Raw genomic sequence first — 21,234 nt, forward strand, 5'->3', positions numbered from 1 at the left:
AAGGAGGAATTTAGTTATGGGTAAAATCATTGGTATTGACTTAGGTACAACAAATTCTTGTGTAGCCGTAATGGAAGGTGGAGAAGCGGTTGTTATTCCTAATCCAGAAGGAAACCGTACGACTCCATCAGTAGTAGCTTTCAAGAATGGCGAAAGACAGGTTGGAGAAGTTGCAAAACGTCAGGCAATTACTAACCCTAATACAATCCAGTCTATTAAACGCCATATGGGAACAGACTACAAAGTAAAAATCGAAGACAAAGAATACACACCGCAAGAAGTATCAGCTATAGTTTTACAATACATTAAATCATATGCAGAAGATTATATTGGTGAAACAGTAGATAAAGCTGTTATTACTGTTCCTGCATATTTCAATGATTCCGAACGACAAGCTACAAAAGATGCAGGTAAAATTGCTGGCCTTGAAGTAGAGCGTATTATTAACGAACCAACGGCTGCTGCTTTAGCATACGGTATTGATAAGAATGATCAAGATCAAACAATCCTAGTATTTGACCTAGGTGGTGGTACATTTGATGTTTCCATTCTAGACATCGGTGATGGAACATTTGAAGTTATTGCAACTGCTGGGGACAACCGTCTAGGTGGAGATGACTTTGACCAAGTTATTATTGATTACTTAGTTGAAGAATTTAGAAAAGAAAATGGCATTGACCTTTCTAAGGATAAAATGGCAGTACAACGCTTGAAAGATTCAGCTGAAAAGGCGAAGAAAGATTTATCTGGAGTTACTCAAACACAAATTTCATTACCATTTATTACTGCAGGGGAAGCAGGTCCATTGCATTTAGAAACAACCCTTTCTCGTGCGAAATTTGAAGAGTTATCTTCTGAATTAGTTGAGCGTACTATGGTACCAACACGTAAAGCACTACAAGATGCAGGATTATCAACAAATGAGATTGATAAAGTGATCCTAGTAGGTGGTTCTACACGTATTCCTGCAGTGCAAGAAGCGATTAAGAAAGAAATTGGCAAGGAAGCATCCAAAGGAGTAAACCCTGATGAAGTAGTTGCTTTAGGTGCAGCGATTCAAGGTGGAGTTCTTCAAGGAGATGTTAAGGATGTTCTATTACTAGATGTTACACCACTTTCATTAGGTATTGAAACAATGGGTGGAGTATTTACGAAGTTAATTGAGCGTAATACAACAATCCCTACAAGCCATTCTCAAGTATTCTCTACAGCAGCAGACAATCAAACTGCAGTAGATATTCACGTGCTTCAAGGAGAACGAGAAATGGCTCAATATAATAAAACACTTGGTCGTTTCCAATTAAGTGATATTCCACCAGCACCAAGAGGAGTACCACAAATTGAAGTGTCATTTGATATTGATGCAAATGGTATCGTAAATGTACGTGCAAAAGATTTAGGAACAAATAAAGAACAATCTATTACTATTAAGTCTTCTTCAGGACTATCTGATGATGAAGTAGAACGTATGGTACGTGAAGCAGAAGAGAATGCAGAAGAAGATAAAAAGCGTCGTGAAGAAGTTGACCTTCGCAACGAAGCTGATCAACTTGTATTTACAACAGATAAGACATTGAAAGATTTAGGAGACAAGGTTTCTGAAGATGAAAAACAAAAAGCAGAAACTGCTAAAGAAGAATTGAAAAAAGCTTTAGAGGGCAATGACATCGAAGAAATTAGAGCTAAGAAAGATGCTCTTCAAGAAGAAGTACAACAATTGTCTGTTAAACTTTATGAACAAGCACAGCAACAAGCACAAGCTGCACAAGGAACAGAACAAGCAGGAAATGCAGATGATGATGTAGTTGATGCGGATTATCAAGAAGTAGATGACGATAAAGATAACAAATAATAATTGATGATTGTCTAATTAAAAGTCAAAGTCAGGAATCTCTTGGCTTTGACTTTTTTTCTCAAAGCTATGTTACAACTATGAAGCTTACGTAGAAAATAGATAAATTTCTGATTTAGTTAATTCGGTTTTTAGTGGATAACCGAAACACACTGGAAATATGTGCTGGTGATTTCCGCTGAGGGCAGTACGCTTTCCGCGGGCAACGCCTCAGCCTCCTCGGAAGAAAACCACTTCCTGCGGGGTCTTCGGCTGTTGCTTTTCCCGCAGGAGTCGACTGCCCTCCGCTATAATCACTTCTATATGTGGAGTTGTGTTTCCTAATTTAGCACCATACCAGCGTAGTGTATTTCCGGAGCGGTGTTACCCACGTTTTGAATTAAGTTAATACACAGTTACTATAAACTTTGCTGTTAATTTAATTCACATTAACTATCAATTTAAAAGAATAAGCATCAAAAGGATTTTTATTGATTAACTTGTTGCACACAAGTATTTGCTACAGTAACATGTAGATGATAATATAAAATTTATTCAGGTAGTGAGTCGGGAGAGTGATTTGTCAGTGAGTAAGAGAGATTATTATGATGTGCTTGGATTAGAAAAGGGTGCTTCAAAAGAAGATATCAAAAAGGCATATCGTAAATTAGCAAGAAAATACCACCCGGATGTAAATAAAGAAGCAGATGCGGCGGATAAATTTAAAGAAGTAAAAGAAGCATATGAAGTATTAAGTGATGAAGGAAAGCGTGCGCAATATGACCAGTTTGGCCATGCAGGACCTAATCAAGGCTTTGGTGGCTTTGGAGGAGGAGCGGAAGACTTTGGCGGCTTCGGAGATATTTTTGATATGTTCTTTGGTGGTGGAGGACGCAGGCAAGATCCAAATGCTCCTCAACAAGGTGCAGATCTTCAATATAGAATGGTCTTAGATTTTGAAGAGGCTATTTTTGGGAAAGAAACCGATATAACCATCCCCAATGAGGAAACATGTGAGACATGTGACGGTTCTGGTGCTAAACCTGGAACGAAGGTTGAAACATGTTCACACTGTCATGGGAGTGGTCAGCTAAATCAAGAGCAAAACACGCCATTTGGCAGAGTGGTAAATCGCAGAGTCTGTCATTACTGTGGTGGTAAAGGGAAAGTTGTTAAAGAAAAATGTAACACCTGTGGTGGGGCAGGAAAAGTGAAGAAGAATAAAAAAATTCATATTAAAATCCCTGCAGGTATTGATGAAGGGCAACAAATTCGAATTGCAGGTAAGGGAGAGCCTGGTGTGAATGGCGGACCTGCTGGAGATCTGTTTGTTGTAGTTCAAATCAGACCACATGATTTCTTTGAACGCGAGGGAGATAATATTTACTGTGAATTACCAATTAACTTCGCACAAGCTGCACTTGGAGATGAGTTAGAAGTCCCTACTGTTCATGGAAAAGTGAAATTAAAAGTTCCTTCTGGCACCCAAACTGGAAAAATGTTCCGCTTAAAAGGTAAAGGAGCACCGAATGTACGGGGCAGAGGACAAGGTGACCAGCTTATCAAAGTACGTATTGTAACACCTACTAACTTAACAGAGCGTCAAAAAGAACTTCTTCGTGAATTTAATGATTTGCGAGGTAACGATTCTACAGACGAACAAGACGGTTCCATCTTTAAGCGATTTAAAAATGCGTTTAGAAACAATGATTAACGGTGTTGTCCAGACAACATCGTTCTACATATTTGTAATTATATGAAATGGGTGGTTATAAATGAAATGGTCAGAGATTTGCATCCTGACAACTAATGAAGCAATTGAGCCAATCTCCAACATTCTTCATGAAACAGGAGCAAGTGGACTAGTAATTGAGGATCCTTTAGATCTAGTGCAATTACATAATGATCAGTTTGGAGAAATATATGAACTGGATCCAAATGATTATCCCGAAGAAGGAGTCCGTATTAAAGCATACTTACCCGTAAATAGTTTCTTGGGAGAAACTGTAGAGGAGATTAAACAAGCCATTAATAATCTTTTGATTTATGATATTGACCTTGGCAAAAATCAGGTTACATTATCTGAAGTTAATGAAGAAGAATGGTCTACTGCGTGGAAAAAGTATTATAAGCCAGTAAAAATTTCCAAGAGAATTACAATTACCCCGACCTGGGAAGAATATAATCCTGTTGATAGTGATGAACTCATTATTGAACTTGATCCAGGTATGGCTTTTGGAACTGGTACCCACCCAACAACTGTTCTAAGTATTCAAGCATTAGAGCAGTATATTGAAAAAGACGATATAGTCATCGATGTTGGCAGCGGTTCAGGTGTATTAAGTATTGCCTCCGCATTATTAGGAGCGAGTAAAGTTCATGCTTTTGATTTAGACGAAGTAGCAGTTAAAAGTACTAAATTAAATGCAAAGGTCAATAAACTTAATGATGTTATTTTTTCTAAGCAAAATAACTTACTTGATCATATAGACTTAAAAGCCAATATCATTGTTTCTAACATACTTGCCGAAATTATTGTCCGTTTTGTGGATGATGCTTGGAATAACCTTGTACCTGGGGGCTATTTTATTACCTCGGGTATAATCCAAAACAAAAAAGAATTGGTAAAGGATACATTAGTTCAACAGGGATTTGAAATCATAGGAATGAATGAAATGGAAGATTGGATATCCATTATAGCTAGAAAATAACCATGATATAAGAAGTAGGTGCAAAGATTGCAACGATACTTTGTTTCATCGAGTAACTGGAATGGAAATGAGGTTACTATCCAAGGAGAAGACGTTCACCATATTGTGAAAGTGATGCGTAATAAGCCAGGAGACAACATTATCTGTAATGATGAGCTAGGCAAATCTGCCATTTGTGAAATAAAACAAATGGAAGTTAGCAGTATAATAGCAGAGGTCTTAGAGTGGCTCGACGAAGATGTGGAAATGCCAATTCATGTAACCATTGCACAGGGTCTTCCTAAAGGGGATAAACTTGATTTAATCTTGCAAAAGGGTACAGAACTAGGTGCCTCAGCTTTTATCCCTTTTCAATCTGATCGTTCTGTAGTTGTTTGGGATAATAAGAAGATTGTAAAGAAAATGACACGTTTCTCGAAGATTGTAAAAGAAGCCAGTGAGCAGAGCCATCGTACCAGAATACCGACTCTCCATGAACCAATGAATCTGGACGGAATTATAAAAGAAGGATTACTTTATGATAGAAAAATTTTTGCATATGAAGAGGAAGCTAAGGGAGAGCATTACCATTCATTCGCTTCTATCTTAAAGGATCTGGTTAAAGGTCAAAAACTGCTTATTGTTATTGGACCGGAGGGTGGATTTTCAGAAACAGAAGCACAACAATTAAAGAGCAATGGATTTGAAACCGTACGATTAGGACCAAGGATATTAAGAACAGAAACTGCTCCCTTATACGCATTAGCAAGTATTTCTTATCACTTTGAAGAATTTCATATTAATGAATGAAAGAAGGAAGTTTTGGATGGATATTCAATTAGCCAAATATATTGACCACACGTTACTTAAACCTGAATCAACAAAGAATCAGATTGATAAAATTATTAATGAGGCAAGAGAATATGAATTTGCATCCGTATGTGTAAATCCGTATTGGGTATCCTATTGCTTCGAAAAGTTAAAGGATACTCCTGTAAAAGTATGTACGGTAATTGGTTTTCCTCTGGGAGCTACTTCAACTGCATCAAAGGTCTTTGAAACGAAGCAAGCTATTAAAGATGGTGCTAAAGAAGTTGATATGGTTATAAATATTGGAGAGCTTAAATCAGGTAATGATAATCAAGTTAAAGCAGATATAGCAGCAGTAGTAAATGAAGCGAAGACTTCTGCTATCACAAAAGTGATTATTGAAACAGCATTATTAACGGATGAAGAAAAAGTTCGGGCTTGTAAGCTGGCAAAAGAGGCCGGTGCCGATTTTGTGAAAACATCTACAGGTTTTTCTAGTGGGGGAGCAACTGTGGAGGATATTAAATTGATGCGGGAAACAGTTGGACCAGATTTAGGTGTGAAAGCTTCTGGAGGTGTCCGTGATTACGATGCTGTTAAAGCAATGATAGAGGCAGGCGCAACACGCATCGGAGCAAGTTCAGGAGTAGCAATTGTAAATGGAGAAAAGGGTACTTCAGAATACTAAATGCTAGCCATCCATTTATTTTTAGAAAAAGAATAAGTTGACCAATTTGTGGGATTATATTATACTTTAAAAAGGCATGTGGGAGGACTTTACATATGCCCTTACAATTTTGTTTTTGTGCTTCGGAGGGAGGGAAATTAGCATGTCAAATACAACTCGCGTTCGTAAAAACGAGTCTCTTGAAGATGCTCTTCGTCGCTTTAAGCGTAGTGTGTCAAAAAGTGGTACACTATCAGAATATCGTAAGCGTGAATACTATGAAAAACCTAGCGTTCGCCGTAAGAAGAAATCTGAAGCTGCTAGAAAGCGTAAATACTAAGAGGGTGCTACTGCATGGCGTTACTGGAAACATTGAATCAAGATATGAAGCAAGCGATGAAAAACAAGGATAAAGAAACCCTAAGTGTTATTCGCATGATTAAAGCTTCCATTCAGAATGAATCAATTAAACTTGGAAAAGATACTCTTACTGAGGATGAAGAATTAACCATTCTCTCTAGAGAGGTAAAGCAAAGAAAAGATTCCCTCCAAGAATTCAAATCAGCTGGACGCGATGATCTTGTAATTAAGGTTGAAAATGAATTATCTGTTGTTAAAAGATATATGCCGGAACAGCTTTCTGAAGAAGAACTAATTAAGATTGTTCAGGAAACGATTCAGGAATTAAACGCTTCTTCAAAAAAAGAAATGGGTAAAGTGATGAGTGCGGTTATGCCAAAAGTAAAAGGTAAGGCAGACGGAACTCAAATAAAAGACGTTGTTTTACAACAATTAAAATAATTTATCAGAAAAACTGTCGTCCACGGATGACAGTTTTTTATTATTCCATTTATTACATAATAAGCAAGGAAAGATCCCGAAATTGCTTTTATATGTCTAACTGATTGTGATAGTATCTAGTTAGGAAATAATTCATTCCAATATGAAACCTTTTTTTATTTAAATACGTAATTATATTGTTAGTCAATAAGGGGGTGATACATGTTGGTATCAAAAAGGCTACCTTTATACATAGTACTCATTAGCTTAATGGTATTTGCAGTAATAGCAATATTAACAGATGTCTCCACCATAGCAGAAGCCGAAGAAGGTGAAGGCGAGCTTGTTTATATTATACCCGTCGAGAAGGAAGTGGAAAGAGGGTTAGAAGCCTTTTTAAAAAGGACAACAAACGAAGCGATAGAAAACGGTGCTGACCACATCGTTCTAGAAATCGATACACCAGGAGGAAGAGTTGATTCAGCAGGTCAAATTGGCACGCTCTTACAAAATCTGGAATTGCCAACCACTTCTTTTATCGTCAATGAAGCATTATCTGCAGGTTCATATATTGCGTTAAATACGGATAATATATATTTTGTACCGCATGCAACAATGGGGGCAAGTGGCGTAATTAATAGTGATGGAACTGCAGCAGATAAAAAAGCTCAATCTGCATGGATTGAACGGATGAGTGCTGCAGCAGAATCGAATGGTAGAGACCCACTTTATGCTGTTGCCATGGCTGACCCTAGCATTGATTTATCAGAGTACGGAGCACCCGAAGGAGAATTTCTTACTTTAGGCCCACAAGATGCAGTAGAAGTTGGTTATGCGGAAGGAATAGTAAATGATCGGGTTGAATTACTCCATGAACTTAATCTTTCTCGCGCAACAGTTGTTGAAACACAACCTACACTTGCAGAGGAAGTTGCACGCTTTCTCACTAACCCGGTTGTTTATTCTATCCTGCTTTCTATAGCCAGTTTAGGCTTGATCGTGGAGCTTTATTCTCCTGGATTTGGTGTACCAGGGACAATGGGATTAATCTCTCTTGTTTTATTCTTTTACGGACATATCGTTGCTGGCTTAGCAGGTTGGGAAGCGATTATACTCCTGGTTGTAGGTATTATCCTTATTATTGCAGAATTCTTTGTCCCTGGGGGTATTCTTGGTTTCCTAGGGGTTGCTGCTACTGTCTGCTCTTTACTAATGTCTGGCTACGATATAGGTCAAATGGCTATGAGTGTAGGGATTGCCTTTTTAGTTGCGATTGTCGCAAGTGTTATCCTCTTTAGGAGAGTTGGTTTAGATAAAGGTGTATTTAGGCACATCATTCTAAAAGATAGCACAACCACTGAAGAAGGCTATGTTTCATCTATTAACCGACTTGAGTTAATAGGATTAGAAGGGGAGGCTATCACTTCATTACGTCCCTCTGGCATAGGTGAATTTGATCATGAAAGAATTGATGTGGTTTCAGAAGGAGCCTATATAGAGAAAGGAACAAGATTAAAAGTAGTTAAGGTGGAAGGTCACCGTGTTGTAGTTAAAAGGTTATAAAATCTAAAATATTAGGAGGAAATTCTATGGATCTTCAATTATTGTTTCCAGTAATTATTATTGCAGTCATTCTGATTGCTGCAGCGATTTTGTTCACATTTATTCCTGTAGCACTTTGGATTAGTGCTCTTGCTGCAGGGGTAAAAGTAAGTATCTTCACGTTAATTGGGATGCGTTTACGTCGAGTAGTACCAAACCGAGTAATCAATCCCTTAATTAAGGCACATAAAGCGGGACTTAATGTAACAACGAACCAATTGGAAAGCCATTATTTAGCAGGTGGTAACGTTGACCGTGTGGTTAATGCATTAATTGCAGCCCATCGAGCTAATATTGAACTTACATTTGAACGCGCAGCTGCAATTGACTTAGCTGGCCGAGATGTTTTAGAAGCTGTACAAATGAGTGTAAATCCAAAAGTAATTGAAACACCATTTATTGCTGGTATTGCAATTGACGGGATTGAAGTGAAAGCGAAAGCGAGAATTACTGTCCGTGCAAATATTGACCGCTTAGTCGGTGGTGCTGGTGAAGAAACAATCATTGCTCGTGTCGGAGAAGGGGTTGTCAGTACGATTGGTGGGTCCGATACCCATGCAAAGGTCCTAGAGAATCCAGATATGATTTCCCATACCGTATTATCTAAAGGCTTAGACGCAGGAACTGCATTCGAAATCCTGTCGATTGATATTGCTGATGTAGATATTGGCAAGAATATTGGTGCTATTTTACAAACAGACCAAGCAGAAGCGGATAAAAATATTGCTCAAGCTAAAGCAGAAGAACGCCGGGCAATGGCCGTTGCACAAGAGCAAGAGATGGTTGCGCGTACTCAAGAAATGCGTGCAAAAGTTGTGGAAGCAGAAGCAGACGTACCACTAGCCCTTGCAGAGGCATTGCGTTCTGGGAAAATGGGTGTAATGGATTACTTAAATTATGAAAATATAAATGCTGATACAGATATGCGTGATACAATTGGTAAGTTAACTAAAGACAATGATGATCATGATAAATAATCGTTGTATTTACAGAAGGAGGGATTAGGGTGGAAGGATTATTAGATTTAATCTTTGAAAACTTTTTTGTTATATTAATTCTTCTATCAGGTCTATTAGGGTTGTTCGGCAAAAATGAGAAGGATAAAAAAACAGATAAGCCTCATCCAAAAAGGCCTTCTCCTTCAAACACAACAATGGAACAAAAAAGTCAGAGAAAAGTTCAAGAGCCCAGTTCCCCGATACCGACTACGATCTCTATAGAGGATCAGAAGAAAGAACAGATGGAACGTTTGGCGAGTCAGTTAAAAACGGATGTAAAAGCTTCTATGGAAGCAATAAATGGCCGTGAAATTTCCAATCATAGTTTTGATGCCTTTAAGGGGAAGGAACTACAAAGAAAGGCTGAACAATTATCAGAGGAACAAAAGAAATTAAAGAGAGAGATTGGAAATAACCTAACAAAAAAGGGCCTGGTTCAAGGAATAATCATGTCAGAGGTGCTTGGGCCTCCGCGTGCCAGAAAACCATTTCGAACTGTTAGTGATGAACGGAAATTCAAATGAAGAAAAACCATCAACCTATTTAGGTTGGTGGCTTTTTTTATACCAGGAAACAGATGCTTATGTTATTCTCCAATATTTTACTTTCCTTCTCAAATGTTCTTAAACGTTATTTACTCTCATATGATGTATGTGAGAGGGGGATGCATACATGAAAAAATGGCAACAGCGCGTTCGATCCTTATTAATTAATTCTTTTGCACTTCCTTCTGATGTCATTCTTGAATTGCCTCGAATCACAGTTATTGGCCAAATTCATGTTTATATTGAAAATCATAAAGGATTAGAAATTTATTCAGATACAGAGCTTAAGTTAAAAGTGAATAAGGGGTATGTGCAAATAACCGGTAATGCTTTTGTATTGAGAATGATGCTTCCAGAGGAAATATTACTCGAGGGTACGATTACTGATATTAAATTTATACCAAGCTAAACATGTCTAGGAGGGAGCAATGAAACAAGTTCAGGGCACATTTATAACTGGCTATGTAACTATTTTAATTCGTGGACATTATCCAGAGCTTTTCTTTCAGAAATGTACAAACCATGGTATTACTGTATGGAATATTAAAAAAATAAATAATGAAGCCTGTGAAGGAAATATGAAACTTTCTGATGTCAAAGAGGTTAGAAAGTTAATTAGGAAAACTCATTATAAGCTTTCATTTATCCAGAAGAAGGGATATCCCTTTCATTATAAGCGGTTTATTAGAAAGAAACCGCTCCTTTTTGGATTGATTATAAGTTTATTTTTTATATTTTTCCTTTCCAATATAATATGGGATATTCGAATATCTGGGGTACCAAAAGATATAGAAGAGAAGATAGAAAAGCAACTAGAGCAGTATGGGATTCATAAAGGCGCCTGGATATTTTCTATTGATTCGCCAAATTCTATTCAGCAAGAGCTAATTAAGGATGTCCCGGAATTATTATGGGTAGGTGTCAGTCAAAAAGGGACAACCTTTATGTTAGAAGGAGTAGAGAAGTTAGTAGTAAAAGAGGAGAAGCCATTGGAACCAAGGAATTTAATTGCTTCTAAAAAAGGTGTTATTTCAAACATTTATGTTGCTAAGGGATTGCCGATGGTGAGTGTAAATGATTATGTAGAGCCAGGTGATATGCTAGTCTCTGGTAAAATTGGAGAAAATGAGATTGAGCAGGAAGAGAAAGATGATGAGGGGAAAGAAATGAATTATGACTATGTTGCAGCAGAAGGTGATATTACTGCTAAGACGTGGTATGAGGTGAATGTAACAGTGCCTTTTCATTATAATTATGAAGAGTTAACTGGTCGTAAAGAGAAAAAGTATCACCTGAAATTTGGTGATTTTCAATTGCCAATCTGGGGATTTCAAGCTCCAGAATTTGAAAATATTCATTATGATCCCTACGAAAAGCCAATTCATTTTTTTAAGTGGAAATTGCCTGTGGGCTTTGTAGAATCCACCCTAAGTGAAAAACAAGTATTCCAAGGAAAACGAACAAAAGAAGAGGCTATTCAAGTTGGAGTGGAACAAGCGAAGTCAGAATTACTGCTTGGTTTGGGCCCAGAAGCCAAAATATTAACAGAAAAAGTTTTGCACGAAAGTATAGAAGATGGTAAAGTAAATTTAAGCATATATATTACAGTTGAGGAAGAAATTGCTACAGCTCAACCTATAAATCAAGGAGATTGAATATGTCGGAAAACCTTACAGAGATTGATTTACAATTATCAACACCCAATGATGCTTTGGCGTTATTCGGGGCAAACGACAAACACCTTAAATTAATTGAAAAACAACTCCAAGTTTCCATAGTAACAAGAGGGGAGCTGGTAAGAGTCTCTGGTGATAAAGAGGCTATCACTCTTGTGCAAGAGATATTAATTACATTGCTAAATGTAATTAATAAAGGTATAACGGTATCCGAACGAGATATTGTATATGCTGTTGATTTGGCTAAAAATGGAAAGATTAATCAGCTAGAGACATTATTTGAAGATGAAATTACGAAAACTGTTAAGGGGAAATCGATTCGAGTAAAAACACTTGGCCAGAAAAAATATATTGCTGCTATTAATAATAGTGATCTAGTATTTGGAATAGGGCCTGCCGGTACTGGGAAAACATATCTTGCAGTAGTTATGGCTGTTAAAGCATTAAAAAGCGGACATGTAAAACGAATTATACTCACAAGGCCTGCCGTAGAAGCTGGCGAAAGCCTTGGATTCTTACCAGGAGATTTGAAAGAAAAGGTAGACCCTTATCTGCGCCCATTATACGATGCCCTGCATGATGTTTTAGGTGCGGAACATACACTTCGTTTAATAGAAAGAGAAACGATTGAAATAGCTCCATTAGCATACATGCGTGGGCGTACGTTAGACGATGCATTCGTCATATTGGATGAAGCACAAAACACAACAACCGCTCAAATGAAAATGTTTCTTACCAGGCTTGGTTTTGGATCAAAAATGGTAATTACAGGAGATATTACGCAAATTGACTTACCTAAAGGGGTTACCTCTGGTTTACAGGTGGCAGAGAATTTATTATCTCAGGTTAAGGGTATATCCATTATTCATTTAAACCAAACAGATGTAGTTCGCCATCCACTCGTACAAAAGATTATCGAAGCTTATGAAAAAGAGGTATAGATTCCCTATGATAAGACCCAATTATAAAGGGGTCTTATTTGTACGTTAGAAGCAAATTTAAGTGGATAATGTAGAGGAATACGAACCCATCAAGAAAGAAGGAGCGAGTGTAATTCGTTCTATTGTATTTATTACCTCCGTGATAAGGTAGGGGAGAAAGTTGAGCAAAAGGTACAATAACTTAAAGTCATATTTTGGAAAGATGAAGAATGGTATTCTGATTTATCTGACAGTTATCGTGCTAGGGGTTAGTTTCTTTGTCATGACACTTAATAATGTCTTCACTGAAACATATGATATAGAGCGATTTAGTTTAGCGTCAGAAACCATACGTTCCCCGATTACAATAGAAAATGAGCAAGAAACCGAAAGAAAAACCAGAGAAACGGTCCAAGGGGTTGCAGATCGATATAAGATTTCGGATGAAGTAAGTCAGGAGCAATTGAGTTATATACGAGAAATTTTTGACGCAATTTCGATTCTCGAAAAGAAAAGCAATGAACAGGAAAAAGAGAATAGTAATGTAGTTGTACCAATTACAAACCAAATGAAAATCGAACAATTAAAACAAATCCTATCGGAAAATATTACATCAAATATAAGTGATTCAACCTTCCTCGCTTTAATAAATGTGCATCCGGAAGATCGTACGACAGGGAGCGAGATTTTTTTAAATGCAGTGGAAGAAACACTAGGAAATGGAGTTAGGACAGAGAATATCCAGACAGCGATTTCAAATGTAAATGAAGCAATCAAATATAATACAACAATAAATGAATCATTAAAAGAACCTTTAATGGATCTTACTAAGTTTGCAATTGTGGAAAATTCCTTTTTTGATGTTGAGAAAACTAGCGAAGCAAGAAAAGAAGCTGCAAGCAGTGTAGAACCAGTGATGATTCGCGCAGGAGAAGTGATCGTGCGGGAAGGACAAACGATCACGAATGAAATTTATGAGAAATTAAATTTAGTCGGTCTGTTGGATAAAGAGAGGAACGTTTTCCCAATTGTTGGACTAGTTCTCTTGATTGTTGTACTATGTGGAATGATTGTGTATGAAATGAAATTGTTAGATAAGCAACGTGATTTAGATAAAAGCAAGATTATTTCCATCATCAGTATTCCTTTTATTAATATTTCCTTAATGAAAATTGTTAGTCTATTTATGACAGAAGAAAACCATTTATTTCTTATTGTTCCAGCTGCAACGAGTGCATTATTGACAAAATTACTAATTAATGACCGAGTTGCATTCGTATTATCAGCAATTAACGCTATTTTTGGCAGTATTATTTTTAATGGAGAAATAGCGGGTAGCTTAAACACGGAAGCAGGTATATATTTCTTTATTTCACAACTTGCTGCTATATATCTGTTAGTGAATGTAAAGGATCGAACTGCTATCTTAAAGACAGGATTTGGAATTACGGTAGTAAATCTCTTAATCGTACTAATATTCATATTTCTATCCTTTGAAAAATATTCACTATTAGATTTAGTTCTGCATTCAAGTCTCGCTATAGCGTCGGCACTTCTTTCAGCTGTCTTAACAATTGGACTGCTGCCTTTCTTTGAAACTGGGCTAGGTATATTATCAGATATAAAATTGTTACAATTATCAAATCCAACTCAACCTTTGCTAAAGAAGATTCTGACAGAAGCTCCCGGTACTTATCATCACTCGGTAATGGTTGCAAATCTTAGTGAAACAGCTTGTGAAGCAATTGGAGCAAATGGGCTGCTAGCTAGAGTTGGAGCATATTACCATGATATTGGAAAAACAATCAAGCCTCAATACTTTATTGAAAATCAATTGTCTATCCGTAATCCACATGATTTTATAGAGCCTAAGGAAAGTGCAGACGTTATTATCCGTCATCCTTATGATGGGGCTGAGCTGTTAAGAAAGCATAAGATACCAAAAGAGATTATTGATATAACTATGCAGCATCATGGGACAAGTTTACTAAAGTTTTTTTACTACAAAGAAAAGGAAAGTAATCCAGATGCAGAAGAGTCTAGATTTAGATATCCTGGGCCCAAGCCTCAGACAAAGGAAGCTGCCATTGTATGTATTTGTGATTCAGTAGAGGCGGCAGTAAGGGCATTAAAAGACCCCACTGAGGAAAAGATAGAAGAAATAGTAGCAGCAATTATTAAGGACAAGACAACAGATGGACAATTAGATGATAGTCCAATCACATTAAGGGAATTAAATCAGATACAAAGAACAATCTGTGAAACCCTAAAAGGTATTTTTCATTCCAGAATTCAATATCCTACAAAGGAGGCTAATTAAATGAATATTGATTTTCATGATAGTACAAATAAAGTGGAAACGGATGATATTGATCTGTTAAATCGTCTATTGGAGTTTGCGGCAGAAAAGGAAAATGTCCCGAGAGAAGCTGAAATCTCTGTAAACTTTGTTGATAATAAGGAAATTCAAGAATTAAACCGTAACTACAGACAGAAAGACGTACCAACTGATGTCATTTCGTTTGCGATGCAAGAGAAAGTAGAAGGAGAAATGTCTATTATTGGAGAAGATATCCCATTAACACTAGGAGATATTGTTATTTCACTTGATAAGGCAAAAGAACAGGCGGATGAATTTGGTCACTCACTACAGAGAGAGTTGGGCTTTCTGGCTGTTCATGGCTTACTTCATTTACTTGGGTATGACCATATGAATAAAGAAGATGAGACCAAGATGTTCGGCAGGCAAGAACAGATTCTAGGTGAATTTGGACTTGAGCGTTAAGAAACGTAACATAGGTTTCTCTTATGCTTGGAGTGGCATTAAACAGGCTTTCCAAGAGGAAAGGAATTTCCGTATACATCTTGTAAGTGCCATTCTTGTTATAATGACAGCCGGAATGCTGCGCTTCCAAGTTCTAGAGTGGGCTATTTTAATATTAGTAATTGGACAGGTACTAGTTGCTGAGTTAATTAACAGTGCGATAGAAAGAATGGTGGATTATTTTAAACCAGATTATCACCCTGCAGCAGGATTCATTAAAGATGTAGCCGCAGGTGCCGTATTGGTTGCTGCAATAATAGCAATCATGGTAGGTTCATTTTTGTTTTTACCAAAGTTATATGATACTTTTATGTAACAAGCCCAGGATCCAAGGGCTTGTTTTAATTTTCTTGTTTGAGGAATAAAATAAGAAGTGACTTAACAGATAATATAGAGAGATTTTTTTAGAGCTTTTGTCGAAAAGATGAAAACGAGTACCATAATGTAGTATTATAAATATGAATGACACGCTTCGGAGGATTAGACATGGAAAATAATTATAAATCAGGATTTATAGCAATAATTGGCAGACCAAATGTAGGGAAATCTACTTTTTTAAATAGGGTTATCGGACAGAAAATAGCGATAATGAGTGACAAACCACAAACAACCAGAAATAAAATACAAGGTGTATTAACATTAGATGATGCACAGATGGTATTTATTGATACTCCAGGAATCCATAAACCAAAACATCGTTTAGGGGATTTTATGATGAAGATTGCGGAGAATACCCTGAACGAAGTGGATGCGATTCTATTCATGATTAATGCTAAAGAGGGGTATGGAAAAGGGGATCAGTTTATTCTGGACCGTTTAAGTAAAGTAAATAGTCCAGTTTTCTTGATTATTAACAAAATAGACTTGATACAACCTGAAAAATTGCTTGAGCTAATTGAACAATACAAAGATAAAGGGAATTTTGAAGAAATCATCCCAATATCTGCTCTCCAAGGAAATAATGTGACACATCTTCTTGAAGTGCTAAAAGGTCATTTGCCAGAGGGACCACAATATTATCCAAAGGACCAAATAACGGATCATCCGGAACGGTTTATCATAACTGAATTGATCAGGGAAAAAGTATTGCAATTAACAAAAGAAGAAGTTCCGCACTCTATAGCTGTAGTGATGGAGAATTTAGAAAAAAGAGATTCAGATACTATTTTCATTCAGGCAACCATCATCACTGAGCGAAAAACACAAAAAGGTATATTGATCGGAAAACAAGGAAGTATGCTGAAAAACATTGGTAAGAATGCTAGGAAGGATATTGAATCACTTCTGGGTTCCAAAGTATATTTAGAACTATGGGTTAAGGTGAAAAAGGATTGGAGAAATAAGCAGAGTCAATTGCATGAGTTTGGTTTCCGTAATGATGAGTATTAAATTAGCATACATGGTAATTTTTTTAACTAATTAATAGTTCCAGTGTGGTCATGCTAAATATAGAGTTACATTATAAAACTTAGAAAGGTGGGTTTTGATGATCGACCTTACATGGAAACTTTTTAGTCAAACAGGAAATATTGAAACCTATTTGTTATATAAAGAGTTGGAATTTGAAAGTAGACAAGGGGATTTGCAGGAAGATAATAATGAAGAAATACCTTTGGAAACAAAAATGTAACTTTAATTGGCACGGGCAGACTGGATACGATGGAAAAAAGGATGAAGCTTGGTGCTAGAGAAAATTGATGGGATCATTGTGAAAACAAAAGATTATAGTGAGACACATAAACTGGTTACTATTTTTAGTAAACGACTTGGGAAATTTACAGCATTGGCTAGAGGAGCAAAGAAACCTAGAAGTAGAATGGCTGCAGTTGCGCAGCCTTTTATCTACGCCCAGTTCTTTGTTTATGTAAACAAAGGTTTAAGTACAATCCAACAGGGAGAGGTCATTGATTCCTTTCGCAGTATTCGTGAAGATATCATTAAGACGGCATATGCTGCCTATATTATGGAGCTTACAGACAAGATTTTAGAGGACAAATCTCCTGATGCCTTTATTTTTGACCAATGTTTAAAAACGATGCAATGGATAGGGGATAAGGAAGATGCTGAGATTCCTATTATGATGTACGAAATGAAGCTGTATAAGAAAGGCGGTTTTGCCCCATCTGTACGTGGGTGCAGTAATTGCAAGAATACAGAAGGGCCCTTTTGGTTTTCTTATAGGGAAGGTGGTTTGCTTTGCAGTAGATGTAACCATCTTGACCAAGAAGCTACTTTGCTGCCTGAAGCAATTCCTAAATTACTCTACATGTTCCTTGAAGTCGGATTGGAAAGGGTAGGAAATATTTCTGTAAAAGATGACAATCAGAGAATTTTGCGTCACCTTCTAGATTCTTATTATGATCAGTATGGCGGTTTCTATCTGAAGTCCAGAAAATTTTTAAAGCAATTGGATAAATTTAGATAAAGAGGAAGGAGCCATCTGATTAGGACAACAAGGACTTGTCTACAGTTGGCTGAGCACTGATAACATAATTTAATTGACAGATTGAGATGGATAAAGTATTATTTTTAAATAAAGAAAAACATATTTATATATAAAAATGATTACATATGAATTGCAATGATAGAGATGAGTACCTATTTACCCCATTTATAGCGAGTTCAGGTTGGTGAAAGCTGGATATTAGGGGAATAGGGAAGGGCACTCTTGAGCAATGCAAAGATAAAGCGGCTCGAAGTATGGAGCAAGTAGGGTGGAACCGCGGCAAAAAGCCGTCCCTATGTCTATTTTATTAATAGACATAGGGACGGCTTTTTGCCATATTTAAGTATAAATCTATTCAGCAATATAATAACAGGTATGAGAAAACTACCACATTTGCTAAAAGTTGAGCTAATGAGGGTAAATCTAATTAAATTAAATAATGGAGGTTTATCACATGAATATACAAGAAATGATTTTAACGCTTCAAAATTATTGGGCAGACCATCAATGTGTTCTCGTTCAGGCTTATGATGTTGAGAAAGGAGCAGGAACGATGTCGCCAATGACGTTACTCCGCAGTTTAGGACCCGAACCTTGGAATGTTGCATATGTAGAGCCTTCAAGAAGACCAGCAGATGGAAGATATGGTGATAATCCGAATCGCCTATACCAGCATCATCAATTTCAAGTAATTATGAAGCCATCTCCAGACAATATTCAAGAATTATACTTGAATTCACTTAAGCAATTAGGCATCGATCCATTAGAGCATGATATTCGCTTTGTCGAGGATAACTGGGAAAATCCTACATTAGGCGCTGCGGGTTTAGGCTGGGAAGTATGGTTAGATGGAATGGAAATCACTCAATTTACCTACTTCCAGCAAATAGGTGGATTGGAGGCCAACCCTGTTACTGTTGAGTTAACTTATGGAATTGAACGTCTTGCATCTTATATACAAGATAAAGAGAATGTTTTTGATTTGGCTTGGAATGAATCATTCACTTATCGCGATATCTTTTATCAGCCAGAATTTGAGCATTCTAAGTATACATTTGAAGAATCAAACACAGACATGCTGTTTGAACTGTTTTCTATGTATGAACAAGAAGCGAAATCTACTATGGAGAAAGGGCTCGTTTTTCCTGCTTACGATTATGTATTAAAATGCTCTCACACATTCAATTTGCTGGACGCTAAAGGGGTTATCTCTGTGACCGAGCGTACGGGTTATATTACAAGAATACGTAATTTGGCACGGAAGATTGCCAAAGCTTATGTTGATGAGAGAGAAAGACTCGGTTTTCCGATGCTAAAGAAGGAGGACAAGTAAATGGCTAAAGATATTTTGTTCGAAATTGGCTTAGAAGAACTTCCTGCACGATTTGTAGATAGTGCAGAACAACAATTAAAGGAGAAAACAACATCCTGGTTAAATGAACTTCGTATAGACTTTCATTCTATCAACACTTATTCTACTCCGAGGCGGTTAGCTGTATTGATTCAAGGAGTAAGTGAGGAGCAAACAACGATCGAAGAGGAAGCAAAAGGACCTGCTATGAAGATAGCACAAGACGAGCAAGGGAACTGGACCAAAGCTGCGATTGGTTTTACCAAAGGTCAAGGAGCTTCGGTTGATGATATTTATGTGAAAGAGATAAAAGGAACAAGCTACATTTATGTAAAAAAACACGTTGAAGGGAAACCAACAGAAGAATTATTACCGGGCTTTAAACATATTATTGAATCTATACAATTTGGTAAGAACATGCGTTGGTCTACAGAAACATTAAGGTACGCACGACCGATTCGTTGGCTTGTTGCGCTTTACGGCTCCAAAGTAATTCCATTTGAATTAGCATCGGTTAGAACAAACAATAAAACATATGGACATCGATTCTTAAGTGGAGAACTTACTATTAATGATCCATTAACATATGAATCCTTGCTAAAAGAGAATTACGTCATGGTTAATCCAAAGGAAAGAGAAACAGAAATATTAAAAGGAATTCATCAAATAGAGGAAAAAGAGAATATTTCAATTCCTGTTGACGAAGATTTATTGAATGAAGTTCGTAATTTAGTGGAGTACCCTACAGTATTTGTCGGTTCATTTGAGGAGAAATATTTGCAATTACCTGCAGAAGTTCTTATTACCTCTATGAAGGAACATCAACGTTACTTCCCTGTTAAAACAAAACAAGGTGAATTACTTCCAAAGTTTGTTGGTGTCCGAAATGGGGATGAAAATGGAATTGAAACGGTTGTCAAAGGAAACGAAAAAGTACTTCGTGCAAGACTTTCTGATGCCGAATTTTTCTATGAAGAAGATCAAAAACACAGCATTGATTTTTATTTAGAAAAATTGCAGAAAGTTGTATTTCAGGAAAAATTAGGTACGTATTCGGATAAAGTGGAAAGAATTGTCGAGATTACAAAAGAAATATCGTCGCTACTGCAGCTTGACAAAGCTATAGAACATCGAGCAATCCGTGCTGCTGAGATCTCGAAATTTGACTTGATGACAAATATGGTAAATGAATTTACTGAGCTGCAAGGTGTAATGGGAGAAAAGTATGCACTCATAAAAGGTGAAGAGCAAGAGGTTGCACAAGCCGTTCGGGAACATTATTTACCTAAGCAGTCCCATGGTGAAATGCCAAATCATGTTATCGCTTCAGTGGTCAGTGTTGCGGATAAACTGGATACGATTGTTGGCTGTATTGCTATAGGTCTTATGCCAACAGGTTCTCAAGATCCATATGCCCTGCGCAGACAAGCAACAGGTATTTTGCGAATTGCAGGAAAAAATGAATGGAATATTTCAGTAGAACAATTACTTGACGTGGCACTTGTCGTTTATCGTAACAGTAAGTTAGCAATAGAAAATCCCGAGCAAGTTATAGAGAAGTTAAAAGAATTTTTCCAATTAAGAGCAGCATTCTTATTAAAGGAAGAAAACATCGAACAAGATGTTATTCAAGCTGTACTAGAGAAAGAGATTGGAATCTTTGATTATACACAGAAAAAAGCAAATTTATTATCGAAGAAACGTTCTGACGAGACATTTAAGCCTGTTGAAGAGGCCTTTGTACGTATATTAAAATTGGCCAATAAAGCAGAAACTGCTGAAGTCATAAAAAATGTATTGGAAACTGAATCAGAAAAAGATTTATATAAAACATATCAGGAAATTGTAGATGCTTATCAACATGCTGCAATAAATAAAGATGCTGAGCTTGCTCTGGATACCTTAAGTCAGCTAGCTGACCCTATTCACCTCTTCTTTGAACATAATATGGTGATGACCGATGACGAAAAAGTAAGAAATAATCGACTAGGCTTAGTTAAACAAATTGCAATGTTAATTGAGTCGTTTGCTGATTTATCCCTTGTCGAGTGGAAGCAGCATCATTAAAACAGAATAGCATAGTTTCCCTTTTCA

At 36.9% G+C, this 21,234-nt stretch carries 21 protein-coding genes and 1 other annotated feature; all 21 genes read left to right on the plus strand.

Annotation, left to right across the window (positions count from 1 at the left end):
• The first annotated feature begins 16 nt into the window (after positions 1–16).
• The 21 genes from dnaK (at position 17) to glyS (ending at position 21,207) form a co-directional block, all read left to right on the plus strand.
• Positions 17–1,852 carry a molecular chaperone DnaK gene (gene dnaK, locus D8M04_RS01780; RefSeq protein ID WP_121520822.1) on the plus strand — a complete coding sequence of 612 codons (1,836 nt, stop codon included), beginning with the start codon at positions 17–19 and terminating at the stop codon, positions 1,850–1,852.
• A gap of 565 nt (positions 1,853–2,417) precedes the next feature.
• The gene (gene dnaJ, locus D8M04_RS01785; protein WP_121520824.1) at positions 2,418–3,545 is read left to right on the plus strand and encodes a molecular chaperone DnaJ; all 1,128 of its coding nucleotides are present in this window, start codon (positions 2,418–2,420) and stop codon (positions 3,543–3,545) included.
• A 61-nt stretch (positions 3,546–3,606) separates the two neighbouring features.
• Positions 3,607–4,542, plus strand: a complete 936-nt coding sequence (gene prmA, locus D8M04_RS01790; RefSeq protein ID WP_121520826.1) for a 50S ribosomal protein L11 methyltransferase — start codon at positions 3,607–3,609, stop codon at positions 4,540–4,542.
• A 27-nt stretch (positions 4,543–4,569) separates the two neighbouring features.
• On the plus strand, positions 4,570–5,331 hold the full coding sequence (locus tag D8M04_RS01795; RefSeq protein WP_121520828.1) for a 16S rRNA (uracil(1498)-N(3))-methyltransferase: 762 nt from the start codon (positions 4,570–4,572) through the stop codon (positions 5,329–5,331).
• Positions 5,332–5,347: 16 nt separating this feature from the next.
• Positions 5,348–6,019, plus strand: a complete 672-nt coding sequence (gene deoC / locus D8M04_RS01800) for a deoxyribose-phosphate aldolase (protein ID WP_121520830.1) — start codon at positions 5,348–5,350, stop codon at positions 6,017–6,019.
• 142 nt (positions 6,020–6,161) lie between these two features.
• On the plus strand, positions 6,162–6,338 hold the full coding sequence (gene rpsU / locus D8M04_RS01805; protein ID WP_047183793.1) for a 30S ribosomal protein S21: 177 nt from the start codon (positions 6,162–6,164) through the stop codon (positions 6,336–6,338).
• A gap of 14 nt (positions 6,339–6,352) precedes the next feature.
• Positions 6,353–6,799, plus strand: coding sequence for a GatB/YqeY domain-containing protein (locus D8M04_RS01810; RefSeq protein ID WP_121520833.1), 447 nt, complete (start codon positions 6,353–6,355; stop codon positions 6,797–6,799).
• A 201-nt stretch (positions 6,800–7,000) separates the two neighbouring features.
• Positions 7,001–8,341, plus strand: a complete 1,341-nt coding sequence (locus D8M04_RS01815) for an NfeD family protein (protein WP_121520835.1) — start codon at positions 7,001–7,003, stop codon at positions 8,339–8,341.
• A 26-nt stretch (positions 8,342–8,367) separates the two neighbouring features.
• Positions 8,368–9,357, plus strand: coding sequence for a flotillin-like protein FloA (floA, locus tag D8M04_RS01820; RefSeq protein ID WP_121520837.1), 990 nt, complete (start codon positions 8,368–8,370; stop codon positions 9,355–9,357).
• Positions 9,358–9,386: 29 nt separating this feature from the next.
• A complete protein-coding gene (locus D8M04_RS01825; RefSeq protein ID WP_121520839.1) occupies positions 9,387–9,902 on the plus strand; it encodes a hypothetical protein in 516 nt (171 codons plus the stop codon).
• A gap of 148 nt (positions 9,903–10,050) precedes the next feature.
• On the plus strand, positions 10,051–10,332 hold the full coding sequence (gene yqfC, locus D8M04_RS01830; RefSeq protein ID WP_121520841.1) for a sporulation protein YqfC: 282 nt from the start codon (positions 10,051–10,053) through the stop codon (positions 10,330–10,332).
• Between the two features lie 19 nt (positions 10,333–10,351).
• Complete coding sequence (yqfD, locus tag D8M04_RS01835; RefSeq protein WP_121520843.1) at positions 10,352–11,578, plus strand: sporulation protein YqfD; 1,227 nt, start codon at positions 10,352–10,354, stop codon at positions 11,576–11,578.
• 2 nt (positions 11,579–11,580) lie between these two features.
• Complete coding sequence (locus D8M04_RS01840; RefSeq protein WP_121520845.1) at positions 11,581–12,540, plus strand: PhoH family protein; 960 nt, start codon at positions 11,581–11,583, stop codon at positions 12,538–12,540.
• A gap of 160 nt (positions 12,541–12,700) precedes the next feature.
• Positions 12,701–14,839: an HD family phosphohydrolase gene (locus D8M04_RS01845; RefSeq protein ID WP_342772610.1), complete on the plus strand. Its 2,139-nt coding sequence runs from the start codon at positions 12,701–12,703 to the stop codon at positions 14,837–14,839.
• Entirely contained in the window at positions 14,840–15,304 is a 465-nt protein-coding gene (gene ybeY / locus D8M04_RS01850; RefSeq protein ID WP_121520847.1) for an rRNA maturation RNase YbeY, read from the plus strand. It abuts the gene before it with no gap.
• Positions 15,294–15,659, plus strand: coding sequence for a diacylglycerol kinase family protein (locus D8M04_RS01855; protein WP_342772611.1), 366 nt, complete (start codon positions 15,294–15,296; stop codon positions 15,657–15,659). Before ybeY ends, D8M04_RS01855 begins: the two co-directional genes overlap by 11 nt.
• Positions 15,660–15,829: 170 nt before the next feature.
• Entirely contained in the window at positions 15,830–16,732 is a 903-nt protein-coding gene (era, locus tag D8M04_RS01860; RefSeq protein WP_121520851.1) for a GTPase Era, read from the plus strand.
• A gap of 97 nt (positions 16,733–16,829) precedes the next feature.
• A complete protein-coding gene (locus D8M04_RS01865) occupies positions 16,830–16,973 on the plus strand; it encodes a YqzL family protein (RefSeq protein WP_121520853.1) in 144 nt (47 codons plus the stop codon).
• A 51-nt stretch (positions 16,974–17,024) separates the two neighbouring features.
• Positions 17,025–17,768 carry a DNA repair protein RecO gene (gene recO, locus D8M04_RS01870; RefSeq protein WP_121520855.1) on the plus strand — a complete coding sequence of 248 codons (744 nt, stop codon included), beginning with the start codon at positions 17,025–17,027 and terminating at the stop codon, positions 17,766–17,768.
• 147 nt (positions 17,769–17,915) lie between these two features.
• Positions 17,916–18,087, plus strand: a binding site (T-box leader).
• 156 nt (positions 18,088–18,243) lie between these two features.
• On the plus strand, positions 18,244–19,122 hold the full coding sequence (glyQ, locus tag D8M04_RS01875; protein WP_121520857.1) for a glycine--tRNA ligase subunit alpha: 879 nt from the start codon (positions 18,244–18,246) through the stop codon (positions 19,120–19,122).
• A complete protein-coding gene (glyS, locus tag D8M04_RS01880; protein ID WP_121520859.1) occupies positions 19,123–21,207 on the plus strand; it encodes a glycine--tRNA ligase subunit beta in 2,085 nt (694 codons plus the stop codon).
• The last annotated feature ends 27 nt before the right edge of the window (positions 21,208–21,234 follow it).

Source organism: Oceanobacillus piezotolerans, assembly GCF_003665065.1.
GTDB classification, from domain to species: Bacteria; Bacillota; Bacilli; order Bacillales; family Amphibacillaceae; genus Oceanobacillus; species Oceanobacillus piezotolerans.

What these genes read in the sequence shown, in the direction of transcription:
- dnaK (WP_121520822.1), top strand. Translation starts at nt 17, where the DNA reads ATGGGTAAAATCATTGGTATTGACTTAGGTACAACAAATTCTTGTGTA.
- prmA (WP_121520826.1), top strand. Translation starts at nt 3,607, where the DNA reads ATGAAATGGTCAGAGATTTGCATCCTGACAACTAATGAAGCAATTGAG.
- deoC (WP_121520830.1), top strand. Translation starts at nt 5,348, where the DNA reads ATGGATATTCAATTAGCCAAATATATTGACCACACGTTACTTAAACCT.
- rpsU (WP_047183793.1), top strand. Translation starts at nt 6,162, where the DNA reads ATGTCAAATACAACTCGCGTTCGTAAAAACGAGTCTCTTGAAGATGCT.
- D8M04_RS01810 (WP_121520833.1), top strand. Translation starts at nt 6,353, where the DNA reads ATGGCGTTACTGGAAACATTGAATCAAGATATGAAGCAAGCGATGAAA.
- D8M04_RS01815 (WP_121520835.1), top strand. Translation starts at nt 7,001, where the DNA reads ATGTTGGTATCAAAAAGGCTACCTTTATACATAGTACTCATTAGCTTA.
- floA (WP_121520837.1), top strand. Translation starts at nt 8,368, where the DNA reads ATGGATCTTCAATTATTGTTTCCAGTAATTATTATTGCAGTCATTCTG.
- yqfC (WP_121520841.1), top strand. Translation starts at nt 10,051, where the DNA reads ATGAAAAAATGGCAACAGCGCGTTCGATCCTTATTAATTAATTCTTTT.
- yqfD (WP_121520843.1), top strand. Translation starts at nt 10,352, where the DNA reads ATGAAACAAGTTCAGGGCACATTTATAACTGGCTATGTAACTATTTTA.
- D8M04_RS01840 (WP_121520845.1), top strand. Translation starts at nt 11,581, where the DNA reads ATGTCGGAAAACCTTACAGAGATTGATTTACAATTATCAACACCCAAT.
- ybeY (WP_121520847.1), top strand. Translation starts at nt 14,840, where the DNA reads ATGAATATTGATTTTCATGATAGTACAAATAAAGTGGAAACGGATGAT.
- era (WP_121520851.1), top strand. Translation starts at nt 15,830, where the DNA reads ATGGAAAATAATTATAAATCAGGATTTATAGCAATAATTGGCAGACCA.
- D8M04_RS01865 (WP_121520853.1), top strand. Translation starts at nt 16,830, where the DNA reads ATGATCGACCTTACATGGAAACTTTTTAGTCAAACAGGAAATATTGAA.
- glyQ (WP_121520857.1), top strand. Translation starts at nt 18,244, where the DNA reads ATGAATATACAAGAAATGATTTTAACGCTTCAAAATTATTGGGCAGAC.
- glyS (WP_121520859.1), top strand. Translation starts at nt 19,123, where the DNA reads ATGGCTAAAGATATTTTGTTCGAAATTGGCTTAGAAGAACTTCCTGCA.